The organism is Lysinibacillus sp. FSL M8-0337 (assembly GCF_038593855.1).
Classification (GTDB): Bacteria; Bacillota; Bacilli; order Bacillales_A; family Planococcaceae; genus Lysinibacillus; species Lysinibacillus sphaericus_D.
In genome coordinates, this window is record NZ_CP151996.1 from 2,495,347 (window position 1) to 2,513,509 (window position 18,163).

The 18,163-nt window shown below is 35.0% G+C and carries 19 protein-coding genes and 1 pseudogene; 3 read left to right on the forward strand and 17 right to left on the reverse strand.

Features of this window, described 5'->3' with window-relative positions; genetic code table 11:
* Window positions 1–41: 41 nt before the first annotated feature.
* From MKY08_RS11805 to MKY08_RS11820, 4 genes are all read right to left on the reverse strand, one after another.
* Complete coding sequence (locus tag MKY08_RS11805) at window positions 42–506, reverse strand: hypothetical protein (protein ID WP_069512346.1); 465 nt, start codon at window positions 504–506, stop codon at window positions 42–44.
* Between the two features lie 103 nt (window positions 507–609).
* Complete coding sequence (locus MKY08_RS11810) at window positions 610–1,095, reverse strand: GNAT family N-acetyltransferase (protein WP_069512344.1); 486 nt, start codon at window positions 1,093–1,095, stop codon at window positions 610–612.
* Window positions 1,096–1,110: 15 nt separating this feature from the next.
* Window positions 1,111–1,458, reverse strand: coding sequence for a DUF3147 family protein (locus MKY08_RS11815; RefSeq protein WP_069512768.1), 348 nt, complete (start codon window positions 1,456–1,458; stop codon window positions 1,111–1,113).
* The gene (locus MKY08_RS11820) at window positions 1,458–1,856 is read right to left on the reverse strand and encodes a MarR family winged helix-turn-helix transcriptional regulator (protein ID WP_069512342.1); all 399 of its coding nucleotides are present in this window, start codon (window positions 1,854–1,856) and stop codon (window positions 1,458–1,460) included. The genes MKY08_RS11815 and MKY08_RS11820 overlap by 1 nt, the downstream gene beginning before the upstream one ends.
* A gap of 435 nt (window positions 1,857–2,291) precedes the next feature.
* On the opposite strand from MKY08_RS11820, the gene MKY08_RS11825 reads away from it, so the two are divergent.
* A complete protein-coding gene (locus MKY08_RS11825; RefSeq protein ID WP_069512340.1) occupies window positions 2,292–2,627 on the forward strand; it encodes a hypothetical protein in 336 nt (111 codons plus the stop codon).
* 346 nt (window positions 2,628–2,973) lie between these two features.
* Window positions 2,974–3,621, forward strand: a complete 648-nt coding sequence (locus tag MKY08_RS11830) for a FusB/FusC family EF-G-binding protein (RefSeq protein WP_069512338.1) — start codon at window positions 2,974–2,976, stop codon at window positions 3,619–3,621.
* Window positions 3,622–3,733: 112 nt separating this feature from the next.
* On the opposite strand, the gene MKY08_RS11835 is transcribed toward MKY08_RS11830, so the two are convergent.
* On the reverse strand, window positions 3,734–5,014 hold the full coding sequence (locus MKY08_RS11835; protein ID WP_069512336.1) for a hypothetical protein: 1,281 nt from the start codon (window positions 5,012–5,014) through the stop codon (window positions 3,734–3,736).
* Between the two features lie 217 nt (window positions 5,015–5,231).
* The gene (locus tag MKY08_RS11840) at window positions 5,232–7,550 is read right to left on the reverse strand and encodes an InlB B-repeat-containing protein (RefSeq protein WP_081327965.1); all 2,319 of its coding nucleotides are present in this window, start codon (window positions 7,548–7,550) and stop codon (window positions 5,232–5,234) included.
* Window positions 7,551–7,965: 415 nt separating this feature from the next.
* On the opposite strand from MKY08_RS11840, the gene MKY08_RS11845 reads away from it, so the two are divergent.
* Window positions 7,966–8,895 carry an SMEK domain-containing protein gene (locus MKY08_RS11845; protein WP_069512335.1) on the forward strand — a complete coding sequence of 310 codons (930 nt, stop codon included), beginning with the start codon at window positions 7,966–7,968 and terminating at the stop codon, window positions 8,893–8,895.
* Between the two features lie 195 nt (window positions 8,896–9,090).
* On the opposite strand, the gene MKY08_RS11850 is transcribed toward MKY08_RS11845, so the two are convergent.
* From MKY08_RS11850 to MKY08_RS11900, 11 genes and pseudogenes are all read right to left on the reverse strand, one after another.
* Entirely contained in the window at window positions 9,091–9,699 is a 609-nt protein-coding gene (locus MKY08_RS11850) for a YpjP family protein (RefSeq protein WP_069512333.1), read from the reverse strand.
* 595 nt (window positions 9,700–10,294) lie between these two features.
* Window positions 10,295–10,732 carry a GNAT family N-acetyltransferase gene (locus MKY08_RS11855; RefSeq protein WP_069512331.1) on the reverse strand — a complete coding sequence of 146 codons (438 nt, stop codon included), beginning with the start codon at window positions 10,730–10,732 and terminating at the stop codon, window positions 10,295–10,297.
* Between the two features lie 545 nt (window positions 10,733–11,277).
* Window positions 11,278–12,129, reverse strand: a complete 852-nt coding sequence (locus tag MKY08_RS11860; RefSeq protein ID WP_069512329.1) for an AraC family transcriptional regulator — start codon at window positions 12,127–12,129, stop codon at window positions 11,278–11,280.
* Between the two features lie 138 nt (window positions 12,130–12,267).
* The gene (locus MKY08_RS11865) at window positions 12,268–13,152 is read right to left on the reverse strand and encodes a nucleotidyl transferase AbiEii/AbiGii toxin family protein (protein WP_069512327.1); all 885 of its coding nucleotides are present in this window, start codon (window positions 13,150–13,152) and stop codon (window positions 12,268–12,270) included.
* A 586-nt stretch (window positions 13,153–13,738) separates the two neighbouring features.
* Window positions 13,739–14,050, reverse strand: a pseudogene (locus tag MKY08_RS11870) (hypothetical protein).
* 68 nt (window positions 14,051–14,118) lie between these two features.
* Window positions 14,119–14,910 (reverse strand): class I SAM-dependent methyltransferase, encoded by a 792-nt coding sequence (locus MKY08_RS11875; RefSeq protein ID WP_069512325.1) that lies wholly within the window; start codon window positions 14,908–14,910, stop codon window positions 14,119–14,121.
* Window positions 14,898–15,329 carry a BrxA/BrxB family bacilliredoxin gene (locus tag MKY08_RS11880; protein WP_069512324.1) on the reverse strand — a complete coding sequence of 144 codons (432 nt, stop codon included), beginning with the start codon at window positions 15,327–15,329 and terminating at the stop codon, window positions 14,898–14,900. Before MKY08_RS11880 ends, MKY08_RS11875 begins: the two co-directional genes overlap by 13 nt.
* Window positions 15,330–15,702: 373 nt before the next feature.
* Window positions 15,703–16,539: a discoidin domain-containing protein gene (locus tag MKY08_RS11885; RefSeq protein ID WP_029747452.1), complete on the reverse strand. Its 837-nt coding sequence runs from the start codon at window positions 16,537–16,539 to the stop codon at window positions 15,703–15,705.
* A 184-nt stretch (window positions 16,540–16,723) separates the two neighbouring features.
* Window positions 16,724–17,389 (reverse strand): M15 family metallopeptidase, encoded by a 666-nt coding sequence (locus MKY08_RS11890; RefSeq protein ID WP_069512322.1) that lies wholly within the window; start codon window positions 17,387–17,389, stop codon window positions 16,724–16,726.
* Window positions 17,386–17,802 carry a phage holin family protein gene (locus MKY08_RS11895; protein ID WP_069512320.1) on the reverse strand — a complete coding sequence of 139 codons (417 nt, stop codon included), beginning with the start codon at window positions 17,800–17,802 and terminating at the stop codon, window positions 17,386–17,388. Before MKY08_RS11895 ends, MKY08_RS11890 begins: the two co-directional genes overlap by 4 nt.
* A 92-nt stretch (window positions 17,803–17,894) precedes the next feature.
* Window positions 17,895–18,119, reverse strand: coding sequence for a hypothetical protein (locus MKY08_RS11900; protein ID WP_141705592.1), 225 nt, complete (start codon window positions 18,117–18,119; stop codon window positions 17,895–17,897).
* Window positions 18,120–18,163: the final 44 nt, after the last annotated feature.

Below are 18,163 nucleotides of genomic sequence, written 5' to 3' on the forward strand. Positions count from 1 at the left end.
CCAGTTATAGATGACAATTTCGATAAATCATCCGTTCTTTGTTACGAATTTGATTGAAGCTCTGCCGTTAATGTAAATGGTATGTTTAAATATTTGTATTGAATCGTAATCTTTCCAATTGCTGTAGCATGTACTTGTAATGCATAATGTTGCGGTTGTTTCCCAATTGCCTGACGATCTATGTATTGACTAGGAAAAATACTCACTTGTGTTAGTTTATGAAATGTCATATTAGCATTGTTATCAATTTTTGTGCCAACTTCAAACGGTTCTGATTTACTGATGACTATCTTGGCATTGTCTGGCAACTTTTCATCGACAAGTATCGATTGTAGTTGTAGCTCTCTTAGCCCTTTATTCTCAATTTCTATTAATCGAATAGACGGATTCCCATCAGCGTTTGTATAACCATTGACAACAAGTGGTGGATTGCTTTTCAAATAGATGATAAAAGCCGCTCCCACTACTAACACACTAAAAAACAGGGTAAATAATATCTTTTTCATTAGATTCCTCACTTTCAAGCTTCACCATTAGTATAAACGACAAGTAAGGCAACGGAACAGAATTTTTACTAATACATTCGTGAACTATAAAAAAACATCTGCCTTATATGGAGACAGATGTTTTTTGCAAACGTATTTCATCACGAATGGGAATACCGTCATGACCGATAAAGGGAATCTCCGGTTTCAATGCTCTTGCTTTCTCTACCGCATTTGGTAGAACTTCTACGAGGTAATAGCCCCGTTTTTGATAAAATTTTAGTGCATGTAAATTATCATTTGTAGTTATGAGTGAAACAACCGTACAGTGATGTTGACGGGCTTGTTCTTCCACGGCTTTTACAAGGCATGAACCGATTCCTTTCCCTTCTTCCAAACTATCAAGTGATATAATTTCGCATTCGGCTCCTCGAATTTCATAGGTTACTAGCCCTATGATTGCCTGGTTATCATTTAAAAATGCAAAACCTTCTAATGTACTACAATCATAGATACCACTGGAAATAACCATTTCCGTGCTTCCCCAATGTGTTTGAAAAAACGCTAGGACATCCTTTTTCGGAACTTGTGAAATATGAATTACTGACATAATAATCTACCTACTTTAAATTGAAATATGAAATACACCGGCAATGGCTTTTTGAATACCTAAGCATATTGCCCATGACACTACTCCTAGCCCTATAGCAAAGACAATATGAATAGACGATTTCATTGCCATATACATAACGAATAGCATAACCATTGTTGCAGGAAGTCCAACTATAACACCAACCGTAAATCGCTGTATATGCTCATTCGGTTCACTTTGAACGGTTAGCCAAATAATACTTAAAATACTGACAAGTGGCAGTGCGGCTATCATACCGCCATATGTAGGAAATCTTCTAGCAACTTCTGTGACAACTGCAATAATCGCAGCAGAACATATAATTTTTACAACTGTATAAATCATTTCGACACCTCGCTTAATAGCTGAAATGCTTCTAAAACACTTCGTTGTTCTTTTTCTGATAAAAGAAGTAGTGCCTGCTTTAGCTTGTTATCATCTAATTCCGTATTTTTCTTTACAACATGTAATCCATCCGCTGTAAGATAAAGTTTCACTTTACGTTGATCATTGGCTACTCGAATCTTCTCAACCCAGCCATGTCGTTCTAGCTTTTTTACATGCTCTGAAGCTGTATTTTGCGAGATATTTAATAATTGTGCTATATCTCGAACCGTCACTTCATCTTCCTTTTGAATCATCTGTAAAATACGCACACTTTGATGGGAAATATTATCTTCATGTGTTGTATGGAGATGATAGAAAATATTTGTAAAATAATAGTTTATATCTTGTATCATATTTTTTGCTCCTTTAATATATCGTCAATCACGATTATATCGTATACAACGATATATTAAAAGAGATTTCTAGTAAAGAGATGAAATTTTTAATACTTGAAAGATCTAACACACCCCATCCCTCTCAACATCAAACCATTGTCTTTCCCTGTGTATTACTGACCTTGAAACGTTTTAATTACGGCGCTTACAGTACGAACCCCTAGCCACGTTCGTGTTTGGATTGGTTGTTTCTAATCTGCAACAAATCAATAGTATAGTATACACTCATACATTTCCTACCATCCTCTTGCTGAATTTCGCTATTTATTTCAAATCAACATCTATTTTTACTAGCTTTTTGCTACATACATGGGTAGGACCTTGTAAGCAGGAGCTATGTGCAGTATTATTACACTACTAAACTTGAAGAGAGTACGAAACAGAGGGTTACAATTGCTATATTTGATCTATTTTATTGTTGGCGGGACCATTATGGTTTTAGCCTTACTTTTAAGTCAGTCTAAGTATTTATTTTTATCGGGCATTATTACAGCCTTGCCAATCCTCACACTTATTAACATGGGTATGCAAATGAAGCATATGAAAGCTGACACCTTTCACAATGTTTTACAAAATACAGTCTTTGGTGCAGTAGGCATGTTGCTTTTCACTGTGCTCGCTTTCCTATTAACAAACTGGTGTAAGCCTGGCATTGCAGTACTTAGCGCTTTACTTGTCTATGCAATATTTATGTTATGTGGAAAATTTATTATGTCGTTGTTAACATAAGTTTTGATTGATATACTGGGCTGCCTAAAAGCAGCTCTTTTTATATGAGCCCAATTTTTATGCCTTTGTACTGTAAAAACTTGACTGAGCAAGTAATTTTGATTTTTATGTATCCTTAGCGAAGCATGTTATTTCTCTTTCCCCACTCCTCTTTCTTTCGTTCCCTTTTAATGTTAAAATATTTATAGTTTGCTTTCCAAGGAGGAATCGAAATGGTCGCATTCTTTTGTAATGCCTGCTCTAGACCCATCAATTATCAGGTCGAAGAGGTCTAGGTAAACCCCACAAATGGATGATCTCTTTAGGCCTAAAATAAAAAAAGCCTAATTTACAGGAGTGAATTCGCATGGAAGAACAAGCAATTCAGCCGTTTTTAACGGTTGCCAACTATCATTTACTTGAACAACAAATGAATAAAATTTTACAAACACTTGCTACTACACAAGATAAAAACGTCATTCTTACTGTGCGTGGTCTTGCACAAACAGAAATTACTGAAAAAGTTGTTATGACACCTGCACAAGTACAACTCATTGCGCCTATTTTATCTGTAACAGAACGTGGAACAGGTGAGGCATATTTAAATGATTTAAAATCGTATGTTATCCCATTTAAACCAATTACAGCAAGCACCATCAAAAGCCTGTTTAAAAAAGAAAAAAAGCTAAAATTGCCGAATCTTGAACAAATTGATTTTCAACAAATTTGCTACTTAGCTTGGGATGATTATGGTACCAATCGAAAATATGTCATTATAGAGCAAGACGATAAATTAAAGGCAATCAAAGGCACTTTCTCCAATCATACAATTCGGGGTATATGCGCAATCTGTAATCGTCACGCTGATACTGGACTGTTTACTACATCCATTAAAGGAAACATCGTCGGCACTTATACAAATCACAGCAATTACATTTGTGCAGACAGCGATTCGTGTAATCAACATGTGACAGATATGGATAAGACAATTACATTTTTTGAGCGCATTACTTGATTATTAACAAGCCTTCTCCGCTTTGGAGAAGGCCATTTTTGTTTTAAGCGAACCACGCACAAAAAAAACTATCCTGAAAAAGTTAAAACTTTATCGGATAGTTTTGTTTATTTTAATTATTCAACTTTTGCCTATTAGATGGCAAAATAGATGATGCTATAATAACGAACCCAAGCATCAGAACAAAGATTAAATCCAGTAAACCGGTGTGCATGGATACTGTAAACACAGTAATCGTGAATGCGTAAGCAACCGTATGGAAACTACGTATGCCATTTTGTTTTACTTTATTATAAATTAGAGAAATTAATACGCCATACAATAGGAAGCCAATAGCTACTAATAAATAGCCTCCGTCTAAAAACAATTGACCAATAAAAGTTGGCGTTGTTGTTCGCTGTTCACGAGTCACGTTTATACCGCGTTCCGACGTAATCGAGTTGACAACCTCGGTAACTTTCATACGGGGTGAGATTTGCTCGCCAGGTAAAATTGTACTAAAAATGCCTTGATGCATTTCACCTTTTAAGTAACCTTCTTCTTTTGTGTATTCGATAATGGTACTTAACACGATATGACTTGTGACTGCTTCAGCATTTAATGCACGCACCCATTTCGGTGTTAAGTTTACTTTTTGTTCAGCCGTTAATAGTTTTTCTTCTTCCTCAGCCGTTAGTTCAACATTCGGTTGTTCACGTTTATTAAAATCATTTGACGTATCCTCTGTAATCACACGAATAAAGCCAAACAATGAGAAACCTACGCCAATAACGAATATTGCCGTTAAAAACCACGTTAACTTCACCCTTTTTACAACATAGTGGAAAACAATAATCCCTGTAAATAACATAATAATAAGCGGCGTACGGTAACCCATTAATAAAAATAAAAACATAACAACTGCAAATATCGAACCGTATCCAATTGCTTTTTTCCATGTCATCTTCTTTTCCAAAATCATTTTATAAGACAATAACAATAAAACGCCAAACCATAATAATTGGCTAAAGAAGTTCAACTTTGGATCTAAATTTCGGCGATTGGCTTCATCCGTTATCCCCAGGTTCCCACTAAAAATCATCATTAAATAGGAACCTAACCCAAGAACCGTTAAAACAACAATAAAATGAATGATATATTTCCCTAAGAACGACAGTCCGAATGCGGGAATTGTCCATTGTAGTTTATCGATTAAAAACACACCTATGTAATAACAAATAACGGCTATAATAACAGCCGGCCATATAGATACATGAATACCGAATTGTTCAAATTTATGCCAATCAAATAAGCTAATAAAAAAATATAGCAGTAAAATAAATGGCAAAAAGAAATACGGTGAAAACATATCGATTTTATTTAATTTCCCAAAACCCTTTTTCAATTCACTCATACATATCACACCAAATAGATGCTATTTCCCCCTTTTTCTTTTTTTGTAAAACAAAATAAGTATAACACATTTATTGTAAATTATATATATAGCTTCCATTTTATATTTGAACTCTAACCTATTATTACAAGTAAAGCGAAAACTCGTATTTTGATAAAACTTCAATCAAAATACGAGTTTCATTTACTTTGATAAGCAATGGCTACATAATATAGATCTACTGAAGATTCAATGCTCTGTAAAGGATGGCTACAAATTGTGCTCGCGTAACGGGTTCATCTGGCTTAAATTTTCCGTTATCACCAAGTACAATTTCAAGTTCTGCTAATGCTGCGATATACGCATAGCTCCAATGCGTTGGAGGAACATCATGGAATGTGCTAGTACCTCCTAATTCTATCTTTAGCGCAAGCGTCACGACTTTCGCCAGCTGTGCACGCGTCATTAAAGCATTAGGATTAAATTTCCCCTGTGATCCATCGACTATTCCTGCTTGTTGTAATGTCATAATGGCTTCATAGTATGGATGGTTTGCATTTACATCCGAAAATGTAATAGCATGGCGTGTTTGCTCGAACTCAAAAGCACGGTAAAATAACAGTGCCACATGCTGTCGTTGAATAAATTCATTCGGACGAAACGAACCGTCTGGATACCCTGTTATAATCCCTTGACTAGCTATTTCTTCTATCATTTCTTTTGCCCAATGATCGGCAATATCATGAAAAGACACTTTTGGTAAGTCAGGTTCAGGTGTTGTTTGTTCCGGACTTAGTTCTGGGGTAAGCTCTGGCGCTATGTTTGCAATCCATTTCGCATACAACTTGGTCTCTTTCGTCACACGCTCTTTTGTCAAATCCCACTGATTGATTAAAGCAGCCTCTTTATACCAGCCGCCAAACGTATAACCTTCCTTTTTAGGAATCGGTAACGTTGCTATCTTTGTGTCATACGCTACAGACAAGTTATCTAATACGCTCCCTCCATTCGTATCAAAATATACCGTGATATTTTGCGGTGATGAATTACTACTACTATTATGACTACTACTATCTGAAGAACTATTGACAAACCACTTTGCAAAAAGTGTTGTCTTACCCGTGATTGTATCTTTCTTAAAATCCCATCGATTTGTTAGTGTAGCTTCTTTATACCATCCACCAAATGAATAACCTTGTTTCGTCGGGATAGTTGGTTCATTTATCTTCATGTTAATGTCAACCATCTGTGAGGCGATTCCACTGCCTCCATTCGTATTAAACGTCACTTCATATTGTACGACTTTCCATTTGGCAAATAATGTTGTTGCACTAGTTACTACATCATTTGTCAAATCCCATTGGTTGATAAGCGCTGCCTCTTTATACCAACCAGCAAATATATAACCTTGTTTCGTTGGAACAGATGGCCCTAACAGTACTGTGTTGTCATCAACTAGTTGTGATGGCATTGCATTTCCTCCACCTGTATTAAACGTCACTTCATGTTGAACGACTTTCCACTTCGCATACAATGTTATTGGACTGCTTACTACATCATTCATAAAATCCCACTTGTTTGTTAGTGCTGCCTCTTTATACCAACCTTCAAATGTATGCCCTTGTTTTGTTGGAGCAGGTGGTTCCATCACTAATGTTTGATCGTTCACGAATTGAGGTGGAATTATACTCCCTCCATCCGTGTTAAACGTTACATGTTGCTGTGGCAACCACATAGCATAAAGTGTTAAATCTCCTGTCATTGTTTTTACTTCATCTACATGATAATCAGTGCCGCTCCCATCCCGCTCTGTATTCCAACCTGTAAAAATGTAACCATCTTTCTTTAATGATTCCTGTTTTTTCACAGTAAATGATTGTGTTGTCTTGTCTATATAATCTGCTGCAACACTGCCACTTGTATGGCCATTTCCATCGTAGGTAATTGTAAATCCTAAATATTCAAATGGATTTCCATTTTGATCAGCATACTCCTTTGCCTTTGATGGAATTGTTCCCAAAATCTTCGTTTGTTTAGGTATAGCATTTGGTAATACAATTGTATTCCGACTTAAAATCGTTATTGTCTTTAAATCATTATTAACAAATGCACCCTGGCCGATTCTTTTTACAGTATCAGGTATTGTTATACTGGATAGCTTATTATTCGCAAAAGCAAAATCTCCAATCCATTCTAGCTGATTTGGGAATACTACTGAAGTTAGTAAATTATTATCAAATGCATTGTAACCTATTAATTTTATATTATTTGACAGTTTCAAGGAGGTCAGTTGTTTATTATTAAATGTTTCATACCATATATTTGTGACAGGCTTACCACCTAGCGTATCTGGAATGACCAAATCTTTTCGACTGGGATTATTATCTCCGTAAATTGTTACCCCACCTGGATAATACATTTCTGGTACTATACCCGTTAGATTATCATTATAAATAAAACCATCTTCCGTAAAATTTGCAAAAACCTTATTCTCATTGAAAAGTAATGCAAATAAAAATAACGTGACAGGTACTACGATTAAAAACTTCTTGCGCATCTTTATTTAATTCTCCTTTGCATCGTTCAGTAAATAGCCTATATAACGCTTTCATAAATTTTTTATATAAAATCCCCCCTTCATTTTCAATATTAGATCTTTAAATGACAGTTACACATTGAGGAATGTTAATAGTTCGGCCATTAACTTTTAAAAATTATTCAGATGCGTAATGATGCAGGAATTAAAATAAAAAATAACACTCGTATGGTAAACGAGTGTTATTTTTGCTAAGATGATATGTTTTTCACTACTAAAAAATTAGTTAACACATTGGAAAGTAATGTCCTTTAATTTTTTATAAGTTGGCATTTGTTGTTGGATAGATATAGCCCCCAATAGAAATTGATAATAAAACCCATCCTTTGTATGCTATCCTAATATGAACGTAAAATATTGGAGAAGAGGTATTATATTGATAAGAAAAGAAGAGTTATTAAAAAATATTAATAAGCATTTAGGAACGCTGAAGAATTATACAGATTTAAACAATAAAATTGGCTATACAGATATAAATAAATCATCTGAGGATTTCTATGCTGGACTTTTAAGTATAATCTACGAAATTGATCTCATCAACATGAATGAAATAAAAGTTAATCATCCAGCCATTGACTTAGGTGATGTAGAATCAAAAATATGTTATCAAGTTACTTCTACTAGTGAGCGAGCAAAAATACAAGATACATTAGACATGTTTGAAAAACATAAACTACACGAAAAGTACAATGAATTGTTTATATTAATTATTACAGTGAAAGAAACCTATAAAAAAGATTTTAAAAGTCACTCAATTAATTTTGATAAAAATATTAATATTATAGATATTCGAGATTTAGTTAAAGAAATAAGCACTATAAAGAATATAAAAAAAATTGAAAGAATATCAGATTATCTAGACGATGAGTTGTCTCTTAATAACAGTAATACTAAAGAAAAAGAACTTGAAAAAAATATTTTAACCCTTTTAGAAGCGGAAATCCGAGATAATATTTCTAAAATTATGAGTCAAAGTATTACTACAGGTAACATTAAATTTAATTTCAAAGATGTACTAAATAGTATAGATGAATGTGAATTTAGAAATTTTAAATTAGATAATGATGGAAACTATTTATTATTTTACTCTCTTAGTACGTCCCAATATGACAAATTCGAACATCAATTAATAAAACTTAATACTACTTCTGCTAAAACTACAATTGAATTGTATATGCAATTTAAACAGTGGAATAAATACAAGGACAATATGTTCCACATGCGAGTTGACGAATATGGCAAATTCAGAGAAGTGTTATTGCAAAAATTAAACACCTGTACTGTTATTACAAAAGGAATATTATAGGGGCGCATATATTTACTTAAGAATCTAACGAAAGAAAAGCGATGATTTTGGGGTACTTTTTGGGCATGTATTTTCTTTCTTCCCCTACCTAAATTACATTAATAATTTTATTTTTTGTAATTTTCTACAAAGATTGATATAGCAACGTTTTCGCACAAAAAAACACTCGTATCAAATACGAGTGTTTCGGACATGCTATGACAACCACTTCGGTGGTGTGTTTTTTTCCCAGTAAATATCGCCAAGATTGTTGTGAGCCATAAAGTCATCCTCAGCACTGTGATAGTGGAAGTTGTAGTAGTAGCCTTCTTGTGGGCGCTTTTCAGTACGCACATGGAAGCGAATTAAATCATTGCCTGTTTCGTTATTAATAATATTGAAAATTTTTTCACCATAGTTGCCACTTGGTTTTTCAGTAATTGTGAGATTTGCCAATGATCCCTCTTCAACGTTGGCCACTGTCATCGCTATTGCCTCTTCTATTTTAGGGAAGATAATAGAATCAAATTCATTGCTAATTTTTGGGCCGATTTTTGTTCCAAACTTCATATACGATTGCTCTTTCGCTGCGTCAACTAGAAGTGCTTCGTAGTCAATCGCATTTTGCTGTATTTCAGTTGCTTCAGCCGCTTTTGCTTCGGGTTCAGCGGCTAGCGCAGTGCTTGTCCCAGGTGAAGGACCGATAGAGGCGCGATTCGAAGGGTTTTGATCGAATGCATCCCAAATTTCATGTGTTGGCGTAATTAATCCAAATGTTAAAAACGCAACCATAATTACGATACTTTTTTGAACCCACTTTTTCATTAATTAACACCTTCTCTTTTATGTACAAATTGGTAATTCTACTTATAATATAATACGTTCCAACCAATAAAAGGTTTCATATTTCTACATTTCATTGTACAATAATTTATGTATAAATGTGTCGTTTTTTAAAAGGAGGTACAAAGTATGTCAATCGCAATGGGTATTGGTCTTTTATTAATGTTAGGTTACTTAACTTCTTTATGCTTCACTGACTAATTTAGTTACTTATGCATACTGAACACTGTTTGTATGTATAATGCCGTATTATTTAAGTTTTTGCTATTATTTTTGAATTTCTTTTATTGCAACATGATGTAAATTAAGCTTCTATTTGGTGCTGTTAAGGGGCTAGGTAGGGCTAATCAAATACGGCAAACTCATATACAGAAATGTATGAATAAGAAAGATTGAAGCTCTTTGGCTTCAATCTTTTTTGTTATTCCCTTAACATGTAAAACTCCTATTGAGTACACGATTGCTATAAGCTAATAATTTTAATTGGACTTATATACATATCCATTCTAACAAAAACAATAGATTATTAAATCCAACCAACCAGGTACTTAGTTGAATTGTGTATGAATAAGTACTGTTACAATGGTAAGTTCATACTTACGGTTCTGTACCTAAACCCCATTTTTTCATATAGTTTTATCGCATGGTTCCCTACGTAAGCGCTAAGTCTGACTTCTGAATATCCTTCCTGTCTCAATTGCTCAATGGCAACATTCATTAATACTTTCGAAATACCCTTGCCTCTATAGGTCTCTTTTACATATAGCTCATAAATAAAGCCATTTAATTGGTCCGTAAATTGGTCTTTGCTTTCCCCAATTAAAATCCACCCCATTAACTTATGATTCTCTGTTGCTATTAAATAATAGCATCCTTTATTTAGGAGAGGTTCAATAAGGTTCATTACTTTTTCATTGGTTGCCCTTACTCCGCCCAATGTACCATCAGATAAAGCTTGTGGCGAAAGCGCAATGATTTCATCTAGTTCAAAGTTGTTCGGCTTTCTAATTTCCATTCATACTACCTCCCTTCTCATTTTCATATTCGATTTACCAATCTATTCTTATCATACCATTTAACCTATCTTTATATAAACAAGCCTTTGTAATACGGTTTTTATTAGATAGCACAAGTGTCTACCTTTAACAGTTTTTAATAAAAAAACACCTACCGAAGTAAGTGTAAAATATTTTATTCAATTGTTTTAGCTATTCGCTAGTGATTAGCGGTAGTGCGCCTCCCAATCTTGCAAAATGTTCTTTATGGACATCCATAAGGAATTTTATTTCGTTGCTACCGCGTTTAATAATAATTGTTTGTTATGATCAGACATTACACGCCATTCTTTAACCTTTACTTTCATTGTGTCTTCACATCCTTTCAACAATTGCTTTCACCCCACTGTATGCAAATGAATGACGCATTAAAACCATTTCTAAATTGGACTATCATTTATATTTTAGTTTCTGTTAGCGATTTTACTCAATAAAAATAGACCACCCTTCGTGGAGTGGTCTTCTTCAACTTACTTCAATACGCACAGTAAATTCGTTTTAAAAACTATTTTGGTAGGACAGGAACCCAAAGCTCATTACTAGGAATGCGATCAGGTGCTAAATAATTTTCAATGCAAGGCAGGTCTGCCAAATCGTATCCGGACGATGGGAGCCATTCTGTATATAAACGGTTCCAGGCATCCGTGATGTTTGGGAAAACAGCCCATGTTGTATTGTTAGGTATGATGATTTTCTCCATATCATTGGGGAATTTTTGCGAATAGCGGCAGCCCATAAAATAATCAAATTCATCATCTGTAATTGCCGCTTGTTTGCCGCAAACACCTAAAATCCCTTCCATTTTGCATTGTGGGTTTTCCCATGACAGATTTATTAACCTTCGTAACAATCCACTTTTATTCGCCTCTTCCCACAATTTAGGGATTTCATTAAAAGCATCAGCTGTCCTTACTTTTTGTTTCACACCTACAATTTCAACTTCAAAATCTAATCCTTCGATTCGATAGTCCATCTCTCCATCTCCTTTGATTGAAATATGAAAGGAGAGTCTTGGAATGGCTTTTAATTCAATCCCTTTCTTGCGGGCGACTGTTGGAGTAACCCCATGGAGGTTCTTAAAAGCGCGACTGAAAGCATCAGGTGAATCATATCCATACTGGATTGCAAGGTCAATAATTCGAACAAATGTGTTGTTTTGAAGTTCAAATGCTGCTTGCGATAATCGTCTTCGCCTAATATACTCCGCTAAAGATAATCCTGTAATAGCTGAGAACATTCTAGGAAAATGGTATTCAGAACAACATGCTAATTTTGCTACCTCTTTGGCGTCTATTTTACCGGATAGATTTTGTTCAATGTAATCCATTACTCTATTTATTCTTACAATCCAATCCATTAATATCACTCCTTTCGCTATCTATCATAATTAAAAACAACCTACTATATCCGACATTTTAAGTCCAAGAAATGACGGATAACATAGATAAAAAATCCGCGAACATTATTTGAGCTCGCGGATACTTCAATTTCTTTCTTATTGCCAATTACAAAATGTATAATCCCAATTTTCAAAGAATTCATCTTCTACTTCAATTTTTTTATATATTGGCCATAACAATTGGTGAACAAGTTTTTGAACTTTAGCAAAGGATACTTGTTGTGTTAATAATTGTTGCCATGCTTTGTTCTTGCTGTCGTCCAAATCAAAACGTTTTGAGAACACAGGCGGATTTTTTTCAATTGTCGTTTTATGTCGGTGGAATGTATCGAGTATAGCCTCTTGTAATACACGACCTTCAAAATTTTGTGTACTCGCTAGTAAATAAATAGCATAATAATCTTTCAGCGTTTCAGCTAATGTTGGGTATTGATATATGGTATTAAATTTATGTGCAATGATGAGCTCTGTCGGATACGCTAATAGCTCAGTTGACGAACTATTTAACAATGATGCGGTTGCAATCTTTCGAGGAGTCATGGAGACACTATCGAATAAAGTTATTGTTATTTCTATGTATGTTGTTATGTGTCCTATTTGTGCAGGAATCCTAAGATAAACTTCTTCTTCGCCGCTAGAGGAGACTTCTATTTCATCAATGGCAAACACAATCCCATCTTCCGTTACTTTCACTGAACATATTTCTTGGAAAGCATGTTTGATGATACTTTCTTTATTGGCCATTTTTTTGGCGCACAATGTCATTCCAGAAGAAGACTTCTCAATATCATTTGTGATTGTCCCTAATAAAAATTCGCCATATAGCCAATATTGATCTTCATAAGAAGAAGCTGCTAATCGAACTAACAACCTTTCTTGGGAATAGAATGCTACAAGTGCCTCCAAACTTTCTTGTTGCTGCTGAGCTACTTCTGCTAGTTGGTCCAATACACTTTTTGGTACTTCGTTTACTTGTTTCATATGCCACACCCTCGTTTCAATCTTTTTTCAGAATCTTTCAATCAAATAGCATAAATTTGATTTTTTAAAAAACTCCGCACTTTATTATTACTTATTTTCCCACAATAGTAAACGGTAATATAATCCATGATAATTTGTCGATATATGTCGTTATTTAGGAGAAAAAAGATAAAAAAAACACCTAACTTTTTATAAAAAAGCAGGTGATAAATCACAAATACTTATTATTAATTATTAAGAAATTGGACAAGGGGTAGCCTCGCCTTTGCGAAACTACCCCTTTAGTATTTAATAGGTAACATTTCTGTAAATTGTAAAGTCTCAACCCAATCATCTGGGGAATATTATTTCGAAACGTTTTCGTTTCTTCACCGCGGTAAAATTCCACTGTGTGCTCTCTAACTTAAGCAACGCAAACCCAGCCTTCTTTTGCGTCCTTGCAGCCCCAAAGCATGCGCCAGTGTGAATAAGTATCCTAAAAAACAAAAAGCAGAATGCCAGATTACTGAAAGATGCTACCTAAAATAGCACGTATATAATTATAGCATAAAAAATTTATAAAGTAAAATCATGTTTTCACTATAAACTATTGCTTGGCAAAATAAATAGAATAATGAACTGCACATCTTTTATTAAATAACGCATTACACTGTGGACAGCACAATGTCTCCCTATAGGTTTGAATCGTCAATTCATGTTTCCAATATCCACAAAGTATCGCGTTCGTATGAAATTAATCTTGATGCCAACGTTTAATAGCATTTTGTACGTGCTCTTCATAGCATTTATATCAAGGATAATAAAGCTCACAACAGGCAAATTTGCGATAATTTCCTTTTCAGTATGGCTAGTGTATACACCTTGTTTCATTATCAATGACGGCACCGAAAATATTCATTTAAACACCAGCCTATTTAATAGTAATAAAAAAAGGAACAAACATGATTTTATGTCTGTTCCCGTTGTCTATTGTTTCACAATAACACCATAATGAAATTTTGAAGTCAAACGCGTTAATCTCGAGAAATGATATTTTTCAAACCACGTTGATTGATAATGCGCTTTTAACACAACACGCCTTTTTGCCACTCGTCTCGCTTCTTTGACCCATTCATCAGTTAAAGTCATATGTGCTCCCGCTGTACGAAGTGCCTGAAAATTATTCGATTCCTCAATAATTTCTTCAAACATTGGATCCATATAGACAACATCAAATGAATTATCTAGCTGTGATTTTAAATAAGCAACCGCTTCTGCTTGCACCACTTCTATTTGTCGCATACAGGCCGTTAATGGAAGCTCCGAGGTATCATATGCTTTCATACCATGCGCTACAATAAATGCCACATTTGGATTAGCTTCCAGTCCTACCACTCGACCATATTGACCAACAGTATAGGCGGCTAACATCGCATCCGCACCTAAACCGAGCGTACAATCTAATACCGAATCGCCCTTTTCGAGCTGTGCCACCTCTAAAAACGGCTCCGTTTCTCCCCTCGCTACACGCTTTAAGCGAAATGCTGCGGAATTCGGATGAAAGAAAAAGGGCTCTTCCGTGCCAAATGCATAATATTCATAGCGATTTTTCCCTGCTACAATGATATTCGCCTGGAAGTCCTCTGCAAGTTTACGGATTGAACGTTTGTTACGAGCAACAAATGGAGCATCTATCTTGCTACACACAAAATCAGCGAGCACCATCGACAAGTCGTCTGGTCTGCCCGCTGTAGTGACAATTGTTTTTACTTCTCGCATGTCTGCTCTAAAACGCCTGTTAAATGCGCAGTAATTTGCTCCACTGGGAAGCCTTCAATTTGTTCACGCGGAATGAAGTAAGCCAATTCCCCATCTTTTAAAATCGCCATTGATGGTGAACTCGGTGGCACATCCTCAAAAAAACCACGCATCGCAGCAGTTGCTTCAGGATCTTGTCCTGCAAATACCGTTACAAGATTATCTGGTTTAACCGCAGCAACTGCTTCACGAGCCGCTGGACGTGCCAACCCTGCAGCACATCCACATACTGAATTAATCACAACCAAAGAAGTCCCCTTTGCCTCCGCCATAAATTCATTAACAGCATCCGCCGTTGTCAGCTCCCTAAAACCAGCCTCCACCAACTCTTCACGCATCGGCTTCACTACCTGTTTCATATATTCGTCGTAAGCATTCATGCTTTTACCCTCTTTCATATGTAATCACAAAGCCCATTATAGCAAGGTTTTTCACACTTGTATAATGTTTCGATTTCACCGATATTCAACTGCATTCAGATTTTTGGTTGCTTTTTTGTTGCTTTGGTTGCCTTTTTTAGGTGTAAAAAAATGTCTCAAGCATTTTTTATTTATGCTTTTTAATTTATTTTTATTCGTAGGTAGCCTTTACAAGTTGTTGTCTCATGACCGTACACTCCCCATAGAATTTTCAATCAACTCCAAAGTGAAACAATCGTTCATGTTTTAGTACAAATACAATTTTTATAAAAAAAAGACTAGGCACAAAAATTAATAGAATGCCTAGTCAGATACAAGTTTTACTTTACTTTATTTAATATTCACTAACTTCATACATCAAGATTTTATCATGTACAAAATAATCTTTCCTTGTTTTAAAAGGACCTTTATTTTTATTAGTTCTATTAATAGAATATGATTTCTCTCCATTAGCGGAATCATACCAATTTATAAAACTATTAACTTCTTCAAGACTTAAATCATATTCTTTCTCTACACCAGTAACTAAAGTTATTACTAAGATAGCTCTATTTTGATCTGGTATAGGATCTGGCTTAGGTTCAGGGTTTGGTTTTTCCGTAGCATCATAACCCCATAGCTCTAATTCATGGATAGTAAGATTTACTTGCCCTGAAACACTTCCGTTATTTTTAGTAACATTAATTCTAAAGTGTTTATACGGTTCTCTGCTTTCGATTTCAAAAGCATTTTCTCCACTTTTCCAAGATGTAGATGTGTAGTTACTTACTTTATCAAGTTCTATCCAGTTCTCCCCATCATTTGACCCTTCGAATGTCCAAGAATTGGGTACAGTTGTCAATAATCCTGGGCCGCTACTCTGACTTTCTCCATAATATAAAACATATTTATTTATAACCTTTGGTTCATTAAATTCATATGCAAGCCAACCTGTTGTTGCAGAGGTTCCCCATCCATGAAAACCTCCATTTATTGAATAATGGGGTACTCCATCAAAAGCAAAATAGGCTGGGAACCACGCATCACTACTTGTAGCCTTTCCACTTGGAGCATTATCTGATGTCATTTTTGGAATTAAACTTGTTGAATCTGTTGCTGCATGTGCATCTCCAATTGTAGAAAAAGTAAAAAATGGAATACTAATTAAAAACATTAACAAAATTTTTTTCAAAACCAATCACTCCTTATATTTTTTATTTTAGTTAAATTTTACAAGAAAATATATAATAAGATTTCGTGTAAATAATCATTTGTACAATGACATCGCCCTATAGATTTTGTAAATAATTAACCAATAAATTCAAACAAAATTAAAAAGACCTAGCTAAAAAACAAGTATTAATTAATCATCGTTTTTATTTACTACGTCTTTGTTGAATTGTAATATACAAACCAATTAAACGATCCGTTGTCATAAGACCATTCCGCAAATCTTTCAAGTGTGAAGCATTGATAATACCATCCTTAACTGCTTGTGCAATAAAGTTCTCTGTTTCAGTTCTCATCGCTGGTGAACCCGGATTCCAATTTGTATTAGCCACTGTAATCTCCTCCTTCTTGTCTTTCACAATTAATTGGAATTTCAATTTACTATTGCTTGGCACGATTATTTGTCCTTCTAATTTGTAACCTCTAGGCATCTTCCAATTGCGTTTCACTTCAAAATGTGGACGGTCTATTCTGCGTGCCCAATCACCACCCCAGGTAATACCTAACTTACGAGCTATAGCCCCGACTTTTGTTAATGTATCCACATCATATAAGGGTTTAGGGGGAGCCACTGCAATGTCCCATGCTAATCGTGAAGTGTGATTGCTTGTGAGTGTCCACGTCACAATTTTTCCTGGTCTTGTACGCCCTTGTGCATATAGATAATTTTGCCGTGCTTGCGAACGGTAGGTTTCTGTAACGAAGATATTTTGAATACCTGCTTTATAGCACTGTTGAAAGAGTAATCTGCAGGCTGTCTGAGCCACTGGTAATAGTTCAGCTAAATCTCGGCATGTTGTTGTGACACTCATTGTTTATCATCCTTTTTATCATCATTGTCGATTTGTAGCTGTTTAAAAGCGTTCGTTAAAAACTTTGGTACTTTCAAACCTAACTTTCCAATATTCTCAATCATACTGATTCCTTCCATACCAATTAGAAAAAGAATCATGGCATTTCGCATAAAGTTCCCACTCTCTGTTGCTAAATCCAGTTGCACTGCGGCAATGACCATCAAAATCATCGCCAGTTTTTTAAACAATCCGATTAAGGCTTTTCTGCTATCAACGTTTTTCACAACAAACGCAACCATAATGCCTAAAATATAATCAATGGCCATAAAGATAACTAATGCTTTGATTAAATGGTCAATGCCACCAACAAAATAGGCGACCCCCGCCATGGAGCCGCCTACGAGTGATGTATATAAAGTGTCTGTTTTCATTGGATACCTTCCTTTTTCATAATAAAAGCCCTCCTCAAACATGATGTGGAAGGCAAAAAATAACGCTAAGCTTATGCTTGCGTCTTTGTTATTTATTCAGCTTCAGCGACCTGAAAAGCGTGTTTAAAAATTACCATTGCGTCATTTATCATGACATATTCCATTTTATTAATATCAGATTCTAATGCATCTAATATCGTTTCTATATCTTCCACATTCGTACGAAGCTTACTTTGGCCAACTGTGATACCTAAATTATATTCCTCCATATCCGAACACTCATTTTTCGCCACGGCATGAATCATATACTTATTCACGACTTTACTGCCTAATCGTACAGCTACATTTTGTGGTGTATTTT